The sequence below is a fragment of the Bacillus sp. B2-WWTP-C-10-Post-4 genome, assembly GCF_009183805.1.
In the GTDB taxonomy this organism is placed as follows: domain Bacteria; phylum Bacillota; class Bacilli; order Bacillales; family Bacillaceae_G; genus Bacillus_A; species Bacillus_A cereus.
In genome coordinates, this window is sequence record NZ_WEII01000135.1 from 1 (window position 1) to 9702 (window position 9702).

Genomic DNA, 9702 nt, shown 5'->3' on the forward strand with positions numbered 1-9702 from the left:
AATAATATTCCGGAGAATATATTACATACAGCTTATGAAGCTAAAATGATTTTCTCTGGAGATAATTCGCCATCTATAAAAATAAAAGGAACGAAACTTCAATATTTACTTGTAATGCTTCATCTTGGATCAGTAAAGATTTAGTCTTATTGTTTAATGAAAACGATAAATCTTTAAAAGAATACTTTGCCAGCAGCAGATACTCAAAAGAAATTACTTATGAAGAGTTTTTTATCTGGTGGTATCACTTTTTCTATACAAAAGTAACTGAAGAATTAATAAAACAAGGTGTAATTATAACAAGCACAAAAAAATCAAACGTACATAATCCATTAATAACTTTAAATTAAAGTGCTAATACACTTTTACAAATGTAGCAGCTAAATCGATAAATAATTATTAGTAAATAGAGGATAATCTGAAATCAAAACCTAACATTAAGAAAATGAAATGTTTAAAGGGGAGAAGAGCCTTGCAAAAGAAATTTATCAATCCAGAAACGATGCCACCAACTTTTGGATACTCGCATGTAGTCGAAGTTACAAACGCTAAACGAACAATTTACATATCTGGACAAGTAGCGATTAACACTGACGGTCAAATAGTTGGAATTGACGATTTAGCTACACAAACGCGACAAGTATTCGAAAATATTAAAAGTGCATTGGAAACTTCGGAATTAAAATTTAATGATGTAGTCAAATTAACATTTTTCTTAACAGATATTTCTCAAATGGCCATTGTGAGAAATATTCGAGATCAATACATTGACACTAATAATCCACCAGCAAGTTCAGCTGTAGAAGTTAGAAAGTTAATTAACGATAACTTATTAATTGAAATCGAAGCAATCGCTGTAGCAAACTAGTTATAAAAAAATATTCGTCATCATAATACAATTCGTTTAAAATGAACAGATTAAACGAATTGTATTTTTATTATTTAAAATCTAATTTATATCCGAAAATATTATTATCAATAGCTAATAAAGCGAATAAATACATAACCAATCACACATTACTAATTCGGTGGAAAAGGGGATCATAATAAACGCAACTAAAACTTAGTAAGTTTATTACTTTTTTACAGTTAACATAATATATATTATAGGCAGTTATAGAAACAAAGCAATACCAGGTATCAAAACCCAAGTAAACTATACTTAATGAGACGAAACAGAGATTTTTAGTGAGATTCACATGAAATCTTATCTAAACAAATTTCTTCAGTTTTTATCGTTTTTATTTGTTATAAATTCATCACAGCAAATCTTAATCAATAATCACTTAAGATTTAACGAATTAAAAACATTTTTGATTGGTAAGAAATTTTTATACAGAAAAATTATTTCTATACAAAATATAAATTAGTAATTTTATTTTATGTTTTACTTAATGAATTTATTGCTATTTGCACATGTTTTACAACTTTACATTATTTGTTGTTATTTCTGTTATTTAGGCTTGACTTTCATTACACTCATTGTTTTTTATTCTAGTTAACATAACGCTTATTTTTAACATAAAAAAATCCTCCTCACCTTCAGGAAGATTTTTTGTTTGCTATTATTTTATTTATATCCTCTAGTAACAATCCCAATTGTAAATGACATTGGAAAAATCTAGATTTAACAGCTCTTCCTTACGTATAAAGAAATTAGCAACCCCAGAATCGCCCCACATAATATTTAATGAATCGTCTGTATCGATTTGCAGTAATAATATATCATGTTGTTGGTATTTTTCTTCCCATTCTCTCGGATCTGTCTGTGTGAAAAATGGATAACCACCAATTTTATGTCCTTGATCTTTACATAAATCATCATACAGTTCGCCTAATTCTGTATTATTTTCTTCATCAACAATTTCTTCCCAATCAATTTTATCACTAAAAATCATTTCAAATCGATAATCTCTTGGTGTTACTGGCTGATATGCCAACTCAAACTTTAGTTTTGCTGCTTCGGGTATGATAAAATTCTCTAAATCTAAAGTGTTTAAATAACTAAAATCAGTAATCACCTTAGTTAAATCCGCTGTGATTGTAGAATGATAAACAATCCGAAAGTCTTTTTGGCTTGTGGGATGATCAAAATCTGCTCCAAAAAGATCTTCTTCAGCACTTATGAAAAACTGTAACATTCCATGTTGAGGCATATGTTCAATGTTAGGTATTTCTTTAAGGTTTAACTGCGCAAGTAGCATCATAGGTTGTCCGTTTGAGTCTTTAGGATGCTCTTGATCTATAGGTAAATACGGATATCCACCAAATTTACTTTCAAAAAGCGTTGTCTCTGCTTGCGTTCCAGACACTTTAATATACGGTTTCACACTTTCTTCTAAAATACTACGATACTGTTCTAGTTCTTTCGGAATTTGAAGTTGATACGTATTCTTCACTACATTTGCCTCCCTTTAGTAATGAATTGAAAATGCCTAACTTAATTATATAGTAAGCGATAGCTTAATTGGAAATCGTTAAAAATCCATTTTCACCCTCATTTTTTGCGCGCTTGGCGGACAAAGTAAATTATGCTCTAAAACCTTTTTATTAATAGTTCGAATTAATTCCGCTGCTTCTGTAGTATTTGTATTTTCTTTTAGTCTTTCTTTTAAATCGTCAATTTCTTTTGAAAGCTCAATCCACCTAGGCAAAACATGATTATTTGCTAAAGTTCTATAAAGTTGCTTTTCAGGATTGTAAGAAAGATCTTTATCGAGATTAAGAGGTTTACCTTTACCAGGTAAATTATTAAATGACCCTTTCTTTTCTGCCTCTTTAACGATAGAACTAATATGATCCTCATACGTATAGGACCAAACTTTTTCATCTTTTACTAAAATCTCTTGCTTTTTTAGTTTTTTATCTAGTTCTTCTTGATTCATAGCTTTTCTCTCCTTTTTATTTTTAGTGTCGTTTTTGTAAATTCCAATGCCCTTAATCATTCGAATAGCTTTTCTCGCCACCACACGCTATCATGATCGCCTTGAAACTCTTCATAAGTAATGTGGTATTTCTTTTCTTTTAAAGCTTTATACAGACGTCTATTAGCCGTTAAAAGAGGTCTGTTTTCAAGTTCTCCTACTGCTATGTAAGAATAGAGATGAGTCGCATTAGAATCTATTGATTAAATTTGATTTTCAATCCAAGGAATATCGTTTTCAAAAGTTAGTTCTTCTAGCTGATTAACATGATCTACAGCAATACATGGCGGTATTCCATTTTCGTAAATTAAATAATTGAGTGTTTTTGCGATTGAAGATTACTTAATGCATGGATTTTTATTAAAGACAATGAAATGTTCTTGAAGATGTGAAGTTTAAGAATAATTATGAGGTAGATCAAGATGTTTTGCCCTTGCTGCAATGTGGCAGTAAGGATATTTAATTTTGATAGAATAATATAAGAGCCTTGCTACACTTTTGTAATAAGACTCTTTAAATGAGTTATTTACTAGAATAAGTATCTATTGCTTGAATAGAAAGTTCCAACGATTTTATTCTTCTTTCTAAAAGCGTTCTTTGAGGACTCCCAAGCTTCGACTTAACGTAAATCTTTTCAATTGATGGAAGCAAACCAATCAGAACATTACGAGCTTCTGCTAAATCTTCCTGAGTATAATGATGAGTTTCTTGCTTCCAAACACTTTCTAACATAGCTAAGCCGATACTAGCTGCTTTGAGTCTTTTTTTCACTAAAGTAGTATTTGATCCTTTGTGAGTCATCTGTGATAAGGCATTTTCAAGTTTACTAATTGTTGACTGTAAAGATTTTATTGATTCTACTTTATCTATATTTGATACGTTTTTCATGTTAATGTTATCCCTTCTACGTTGCTAACTTGTTTTGTTTAATGTTTAATGAAATCCTTAAAAGCTTGATTTCACTCGAAATATTTTAACATAAATAACTAACTGTATTCGAGTTGGACAATAACTTAAAGTAAAACAGCTATTCCTCTCTCCTCCCCTGCATCATTCTATTATATGTACTTCTTTCTTCTCATTAGAATTCCTATATAAACTAGTTGTTAATATTGAATGTTTTATGAACAAAAAAACGTACAAGTAATGTAACCTGTACGTTTTCGCTTTTATTCAGTAAGGTAATAAAGTAATAGCTTTCTGGTCTTCTCATAACTTATGAAATCTCTATACAAAATGGGATAATTCACAATTTCTGTTTCTAGAAAACGATATTGCGGAAACCACTCGAAAAACGATTTTCTTAACCACTTTATTTGTTGAAACGTAATGTTCTGTTCGTTTCCATTTAGTACAGAATTTAAAGTAGCTGCTGTATGCATCCAATAATGATTAAAATCAGCGTTTATACAGTCATCTTCGGTAAATTTACTTTTTAAGTCTCGCTGCAATTTTGCTGTAGCACGATAAGGAAACGGTTTATGAAGTGGAATATGCATTTTCTGCAATTCCTTAAAAATAATTTGTTTTCCTAACTTCAACTTTCTCCTCCTTTATTTCTCTATCCAATTTAATAAGTTTTCATAATGATATTGAGCATCGATATACCCAAGATTATATAGATTAACGAGCTTTTCCTTATTTCTTTCTATTCCGCTTATAGGAAGCTGTACACTTGGTTGAATTACATAAAAATTATCTTTTTGTTCTTCTCGATTCATATAAGATATCGTCTCATTATAAAAACGATAATGGTCTACTAAATTTTCTGCGATTTTCGGATATTTTCTATATAGAATTTTAGCTAGACCAGAAAATTTATTTCGCTGCTTCTCGTATCCTTCTGGCTTTGTCATAATTACAACGTTCTTTTCATAACCATCAGTTTGAGCTTTTAAAACTGGTATAGGATCTATAATTCCTCCATCTAGTAATTTTCGATTATCATATTCTACAGCTGGTGCTATAAACGGCACAGAGCTGGATGCACGGATGATTTTTAAAATATCATTTCCATGTTCTGTTTTATTATAATAAACAGCTTGTCCTGATTCGCAATCAGTCGTCCCTATAACAAATTGTTCATTACAGTTTAAGAAAGTTTGAAAATCAAATGGAACAATTTTATTAGGTACTTCATCAAATAAAAAGTCCATTCCAAATAATTCACGTTTTCGAATTAAATTTCGATAAGATATATACCTGTAATCTGATACTAGCTCTGTATTTACCTTCTTATTTCTCCCTTGTTGACGCGACAAATAGGTTGCTCCCATACAGGCTCCAGCTGATACGCCGACTACATATGGAAAGAATAAGTTCTTTTCCATGAAATATTCGAGTACACCTGCAGTATATAAACCTTTCATTCCTCCGCCCTCTAATACTAAACCGACATTCTTCATTCTATATCCCTCTGCTTCTTTTTTCTTAATTTCATATTAGCATAAGATTTTAAGGTGAGGTTATATAAACTAATCACAACAATAACCAGAAACTACTAAAGTAATGTGATAATATCTTTGTGAGTAACATGTTACAATATAAGTAATTCATTCCACATATATTAAAGGAGGAATTTAATATGGGTTTATTTAGCGGTATTTTAGGAAATGCATCAAATACGAGTTCTGAAAGTGTAGAACGTGATTTAGAGAAGATTATGCTAGACGATGAAAAAGTAGAGCATGCTTATAAATTAATTCGTGATCTAATCGTATTTACAAATCGTCGTCTTATATTAGTAGATAAACAAGGAGTAACTGGCAAAAAAACAGAATACCATTCTATTCCTTATAAAAGTATTACACAATATAGCATCGAAACGGCTGGGCATTTTGATTTAGATGCAGAACTTAAAATTTGGGTGTCTAGTATGGAGGAACCAATTACGAAAGAATTTAAAGGTGACGATAGTATTTTAAGCATTCAAAAAGCGCTAGTAACCTTTACGACAAAGTAGTGGTTTTTGTATCTTTATTCATTTTCAAAATTACTAACCCGAGTATTTTGGAAGAACATACATTATTTTTGTATATTTAATCTAAAATAACATAAAAAGGTAAAGCGTATTTTAAATGCTTTACCTTTCTTTTTTGTAATAAACAAGTGTAGTTTTATCATTTAATTTCTTTATTACTTCTGTTCTTTTATACCCCATTTTCTCGTATAGAAAACAATTTCTTTCTTCTTCTAAAATCGTAGCAAGTTCAAAACTTCGTGCTTCTGGAAACATTTCTTCAATTAAAATAAGTACCTTCTGAGCAATTCCTTTCCCTTGATAGATTGGATGAATAAACATTGGACTAATCCAAAATTTATAAGGTAGTTCTTTTGCGGATATACATATCGCTCCAACAAGTTTCGAATCTATTATCACCTTATAAAAATTACTGCTGGGATTATTTATTCTAAAAATAGTTTTTTCAATAGTTTCATTTGCTGGATTTGTTTCATAGTCTTTATATTTATGTAATAAAGAGCTAAATGAGTCTATTTGCATTTGAAATATAACTTCTGCATCAGTTTCTGTCACTTTTTCTAATATAATCTCCATGTTACCAATTTAGACGCTTTCTTAAAGAAGTAATATGAGCGGTATGGTGACGACCATGCCATGCATATAGTCCTATTGCAACAGCAAGTTTTGTTTCACCAGTTTCAGGATGGTTAAATGTCTTTTCTAAATCTTCAATTTCTAGAGAATATAAAAGATTAACCCATCTTTTATGTAATGAATCTAGCATTACTAGTGAAACATCTACCGGTAATTTTGAATCGGGTAACTCTGCCCACTTCTCTTCTTTATATGGCTTAATAGTTGGATTCTTTTCTGTCAGTGCTAATTTAAAACGTATGTAGCTATTCATATGGCTATCAACGACGTGATGAACTACTTGACGTACAGTCCAACCTCCAACGCGATATGGTGTATCTAACTGCTTCTGATCTAAATCTTTAATTGCCCTTGTTAGTTCATTAGGTAAATCTTCAATTTCTTGAATCCATGTATCAATCATTTCTTCAGTTATAGGACGTTTGTATGTAAATTGGCCAATTGGATAACGTAAATCATTCATGAATAAGTCCTCCTTATTATAAGTGTGAAGTATTCCTCCAAATATAGTGTACAAACTTCACATGTTCTCCATTTAATTCTACAGATGTTATATCTGATTCGTTTTGATAAGAAGAAAATCCGCTTTTTTCTAGTACAATTTGTGATGCGAGATTATTAGTCGTTGTTTTAGCATAAACTTCAGTAATTTCATTATTTTTCGCTACATCTAAAATTAATTTTACGGCTGCTGTTGCAACTCCTTTTTTAGTAAATTTTTCTCCGACACGATACCCGAGCGAACTAATTCGAGTTTCCGTATCTATATCTACTAAATTGATTCGCCCTACAATTTCTTTTTCTTCATTACGAATTAAATAAAAATAAGAATCTCCATCTGCCTGTTCTATTAATAAATCGTCTAGTAGTTTTTGGAAATATTCAAATTCAAAATATTTCGAGCCACGATTTGGTACCATTGTTTCAAAAAAAGATTTATTTGTAAGTTCAAACGTAAATAAATCCTTAGCATCTTGTTTCTTTAGTTGCTCTATGTATATTTCCATTCCGTATTCTCCTTCTTGATTTACTAACTGTTATACATTCTTTTTTAATCAATTATATTCCTGCTATTTCTTTCGATTAAGTAATACAGATAGTAGCACTTTCGGATGAAAGAGATGAAATGGACTACGAATTAAATTCATCACTCGTACTAACCGAATATAAACATCAGAATTACTTGCGGATAGTCGATATATTTGCTTCGTATACCATAGTTGAAATTTTTGTTTTGTAGTTAATTCTCTCTTTAGTTGCGGGTGACGTGATATTTCTGTTGTTGTCATATCCCAAGGGGTTTCTATTATAGTAGCTGCCTTTTTATAAAATTGTTGTGTAAATGTTTTATCAAGTTGTTTTCTATCTTGCAAAAGTAATTGCAATTGGTGAGCCTCCATAGCAGCAACTGATACGCCTTGGCCGAAAACGGGATCAAAACGACATTGCGCATCTCCAACAACTAATAATCCTTCTGGTACATTATTCACTAAATCAAATCGCCGGCGTACTTGATAAGGGATTTTGTATGTCTTTATATCAGTAATTCCCTCAGCCTTATTTAAGAAGTCTGTAACATTAGAAATTGATAGATTTTCAGCAAAATCATAAAACTCATCATCTGTTTGTGGTGCTTTCTCATTTGCGTATCCACTAAAAGTAACAAAATAACGATTATCTTCTATCGTTTGAATAAGAACGCCATAAGGGTTATCAGGGAAACTAGGAGACATTAGCATATTACAACAGTCTAACTCCTCATTTTCTTTAAGTTTGAACATTTTCGTTGCGTAAAATAAATCAATACGAACTTTCTCTTCTTGTACTTTAATTTCGTATTCTCGTAGCCACTCTATACTTTTTGAGCCAAATCCACTCGCATCAACTACAAGATCCGCATGAACTTCTTCTTGTGTGTTTGCCTCTAAATATTTAACTTTTACTCCACACACCTTGTTAAGCTTTGCATCTACCAATAACCCTTTAACCAATGTTTCATATTTAATAGTAATATTTGAAATTTGATGTATTCGTTTTTGAATATGCCATTCTAGCAAAGGACGACTTTGTTGAATCATATGTACTTCCCCTATGAACGGTTGTTTCCATAGACCGAATTGATGCCATTTCAAATCACGCGTAAAGTTGTTTATAATACTACCCGCTTCTATTAATTCTTTCGTAATATTAGGAAACAATTCTTCAATTGCGTTTTCCCCACCTTTTAATAACACGTGAGGATGATTACTTTGTGGAACTCTTTTTCTCGAAGACTTTCCATCCCATCTTTCACCAGCTTCTATAATGATTACTTCTTTAAAAGAAGTTGATAATGCTTTTGCTGCAAACTTTCCTGCCATACTTCCACCAATAACGATAGCCTTATTAAACATATTTTCCCCCTTAATAAAAAGAGATCCTGCCTTGTATGAATGAAACAGGATCTTAAACTAATTAACTTCTTTACCATTATACTTAAAATACATCAGTAAATTGCAACATTAAAATTAAAATACCTAATCCCCATACGTAATACGCGAATAATTTTAAGGAGTGACGTTTTAAATATTGAATCATCCATGAAACGGCTATGTATCCAAAAAAGGCTGCTGATAACGTTCCGACAATTAAAGATGTACTAGAAATAGATTCTGCTTTCCCTTGAAAAACGTCTACAAATTGCAAAACGATAGCTCCAACGATGGCTGGTGTCGATAGTAAAAAAGAAAAGTAAGCAGCAGTTTCACGGTCTAATTTTCTCCATAATGCAGCGACAATTGTCATTCCAGAACGGGAAATGGCTGGAAAAATAGCAGCAGCTTGAAATGAACCGATAATTAATGCGTCTTTATATGTTATGTCCTCCATTTTTTTACGACCATTCTTTTGTTTATCTGCCATGTAGAGAAAGAATCCGGTCACTAAAAACTCCCAACCGATCGTGATTCCTGTTTTTGAAATATCTTCAAAGAAATCTTTAAACAATAAACCAATTACAACTGCGGGTATTGTCCCAACGATAAGTAATAACATGAGCTTTGAAAATGGGTTTTTAATTAAATATATAAATTCTTTTTTGTAATAAATAAAAACCGCAAGTAAAGTCCCAATATGCAGCATCGTATCTAAAAATAAGCCAGCCTCATCTAATCGGAACAAATG

General features: G+C 31.2%; 11 protein-coding genes and 2 pseudogenes. 3 read left to right on the top strand and 10 right to left on the bottom strand.

Annotated elements, in window-relative coordinates; translation table 11 throughout:
• Nucleotides 1-128: 128 nt before the first annotated feature.
• Nucleotides 129-336, top strand: a pseudogene (locus tag GBN78_RS31280) (hypothetical protein); the annotation flags it as partial.
• 136 nt (nucleotides 337-472) lie between these two features.
• On the top strand, nucleotides 473-868 hold the full coding sequence (locus GBN78_RS26525; RefSeq protein ID WP_001169714.1) for a RidA family protein: 396 nt from the start codon (nucleotides 473-475) through the stop codon (nucleotides 866-868).
• A 715-nt stretch (nucleotides 869-1583) separates the two neighbouring features.
• Here GBN78_RS26525 and GBN78_RS26530 read toward each other — a convergent pair.
• The 5 genes and pseudogenes from GBN78_RS26530 to GBN78_RS26555 form a co-directional block, all read right to left on the bottom strand.
• Nucleotides 1584-2399, bottom strand: coding sequence for a YwqG family protein (locus GBN78_RS26530; protein ID WP_152127882.1), 816 nt, complete (start codon nucleotides 2397-2399; stop codon nucleotides 1584-1586).
• 78 nt (nucleotides 2400-2477) lie between these two features.
• Nucleotides 2478-3358 (bottom strand): annotated as a pseudogene (locus GBN78_RS30765) (DnaJ family domain-containing protein); the annotation flags it as partial.
• Nucleotides 3359-3446: 88 nt separating this feature from the next.
• Nucleotides 3447-3812, bottom strand: coding sequence for a hypothetical protein (locus tag GBN78_RS26545; protein WP_000800298.1), 366 nt, complete (start codon nucleotides 3810-3812; stop codon nucleotides 3447-3449).
• Between the two features lie 281 nt (nucleotides 3813-4093).
• Complete coding sequence (locus GBN78_RS26550; RefSeq protein ID WP_000765913.1) at nucleotides 4094-4465, bottom strand: YxiJ-like family protein; 372 nt, start codon at nucleotides 4463-4465, stop codon at nucleotides 4094-4096.
• 12 nt (nucleotides 4466-4477) lie between these two features.
• Entirely contained in the window at nucleotides 4478-5329 is an 852-nt protein-coding gene (locus tag GBN78_RS26555; protein WP_000799975.1) for a patatin-like phospholipase family protein, read from the bottom strand.
• A 179-nt stretch (nucleotides 5330-5508) separates the two neighbouring features.
• Here GBN78_RS26555 and GBN78_RS26560 point away from each other — a divergent pair, with 179 nt between their 5' ends.
• On the top strand, nucleotides 5509-5886 hold the full coding sequence (locus GBN78_RS26560; RefSeq protein ID WP_000522476.1) for a PH domain-containing protein: 378 nt from the start codon (nucleotides 5509-5511) through the stop codon (nucleotides 5884-5886).
• 120 nt (nucleotides 5887-6006) lie between these two features.
• Here the strand turns inward: GBN78_RS26560 and GBN78_RS26565 are convergent, their stop codons facing one another.
• The 5 genes from GBN78_RS26565 to GBN78_RS26585 all read right to left on the bottom strand — a co-directional run.
• Nucleotides 6007-6480 carry a GNAT family N-acetyltransferase gene (locus GBN78_RS26565; protein ID WP_002005126.1) on the bottom strand — a complete coding sequence of 158 codons (474 nt, stop codon included), beginning with the start codon at nucleotides 6478-6480 and terminating at the stop codon, nucleotides 6007-6009.
• Nucleotide 6481: 1 nt separating this feature from the next.
• The gene (locus GBN78_RS26570; protein WP_000999082.1) at nucleotides 6482-7003 is read right to left on the bottom strand and encodes a YfiT family bacillithiol transferase; all 522 of its coding nucleotides are present in this window, start codon (nucleotides 7001-7003) and stop codon (nucleotides 6482-6484) included.
• Nucleotides 7004-7019: 16 nt separating this feature from the next.
• Nucleotides 7020-7547, bottom strand: coding sequence for a GNAT family N-acetyltransferase (locus GBN78_RS26575; protein WP_000409244.1), 528 nt, complete (start codon nucleotides 7545-7547; stop codon nucleotides 7020-7022).
• Between the two features lie 63 nt (nucleotides 7548-7610).
• On the bottom strand, nucleotides 7611-8933 hold the full coding sequence (locus GBN78_RS26580) for an FAD-dependent oxidoreductase (RefSeq protein WP_152127884.1): 1323 nt from the start codon (nucleotides 8931-8933) through the stop codon (nucleotides 7611-7613).
• An 82-nt stretch (nucleotides 8934-9015) separates the two neighbouring features.
• A partial coding sequence (locus GBN78_RS26585) for an undecaprenyl-diphosphate phosphatase (protein ID WP_152127885.1) occupies nucleotides 9016-9702 on the bottom strand: 687 nt, incomplete at its 5' end.